We start from the raw sequence: 1,486 nt of genomic DNA on the forward strand, positions 1-1,486 counted from the left end.
CCTGTTGCCTCAAAGCAATACCTCCGGCAGAGATACTTCGTTGCCTCATTTGAATATCCCCGGATGGGTGTCTTCGTTGCCTCGTTGGAGGCCTCCGGCGGGCCGCTTCGTTGCCTCATTGAAAAAGCTCCGGGTGGTTCAGGCGTTCCATGCCCTGTTGACGGCTGGTTTGATGGCGGCCGGCTTCTTCGCCAGCGACAGCGTTTCCAGTTCACCGGTCATGGCCAGGATCTGCCGGGACAGGGCGGCGGGCTTGATGCGTTTGAACACGGCGTTCATCTGGATGATGGGGCGTTTGCGCATCTTCGCGTGACGGAGGGCCCGCTGGTGTGGCGTGGCCGGGGCATCGTGCTTTTTGATGACCTTGGCCCCGTGGCGGTGCTTCTCGAGGAGTTTCTGCTGGGGCAGCAGGTAGTTCGTGAAGATCCGGTCCAGTTCCCAGATCTCGTTGAGCGTGGCCAGCTCCGCGGGCGTGTCGTAGCGCAGGTAGCCGACCAGTTCGCGCACCCTGGCCCAGTTCTTCTGCTCGACGTGGGCGCCGTCGTTCTTGTTCCCGGGCCGGGACCGGGTGAACGTGATCTGATGCTCGGTGCAGTACTTGAGCAGGTGCTCGTTGATGAACTCCGAGCCGTTGTCCGAATCGATGCCCAGGATCGGGAACGGAAACACCGCGATGACGTGCTCGAGGGCCTCGAAGACCCATTTGGCCGCCTTGTTCCGCACGGACCGGTTCACCGTCCACCCGGTGGAAATATCGGTCACCGTGAGCGTGAAGCAGAACTCCCCGGAGGCGTTGCCGCCCTCGTGGCCGACCAGGTCGATCTCCACGAACCCGGGGACCGCGTCGTCCCACTCCGCCCAGGTACGGATCGGGATCTGGGACTTCAGCAGCGAGCCGGGCTTGGTATGGGACCGGCCCCGGATGGTGAGTCTGGCCCGCTCGGGGGCGAGCTTGCGGTCGATCGTGGCCGCGCTCATGGCCATCAGCAGCTGCGCCTGCGCATCGGTGATGTCCAGCTCCCCGTCCCGACGCAGCAGCGGCACCAGCGTGGGCAGCATCGGGGCGAGCAGCTTCCCGGCCGGGGCCCGCAGCACCGCCCAGCAGGTGATCAAAGCCGGCAGCAGCTCCGGCCCGTACACCGGCGTCCGCCCCGGGCGCGGCGTGACCACCTTGAGGACCAGCGCGCTTCGCAGGGAGGCGCGGGCGTGGTCGCGGTGCCACCCGGTCAGCTCGATGAGCTCGTCCAGGATCCGGGACTTCCCGGCACGGTCGGCGCTCTTATAGGCCAGGGCTTTCTTCTTGGTCACAGCCTGCTTCTGCGTCATTGTCAGCTCCATGAAAACGGGCATAACCGCAGCCAGGCCTCAAGCCCGGGCACCACGCCGTTGGCGGAGGCCTTCCTGTGAGGCAACGAAGCGCCTTCCCGGAGGTTTTCCACTGAGGCAACGACTGCAGCTACGCGGAGGTCTTCTATGAGTCAACGCG

The 1,486-nt window shown here is 65.1% G+C and carries 1 protein-coding gene; it reads right to left on the reverse strand.

Translation table 11 applies throughout. The features are described from left to right. Window positions 1–138: 138 nt before the first annotated feature. Window positions 139–1,326, reverse strand: coding sequence for an integrase catalytic domain-containing protein (locus AC1DIM_RS19730; RefSeq protein WP_477712169.1), 1,188 nt, complete (start codon window positions 1,324–1,326; stop codon window positions 139–141). Window positions 1,327–1,486: the final 160 nt, after the last annotated feature.

This window comes from Pseudarthrobacter sp. 01T43 (assembly GCF_056398665.1).

Bases quoted from the DNA above. Each gene is read 5' to 3' on its own strand.
- AC1DIM_RS19730 (WP_477712169.1), bottom strand. From the start codon at position 1,326: ATGACGCAGAAGCAGGCTGTGACCAAGAAGAAAGCCCTGGCCTATAAG.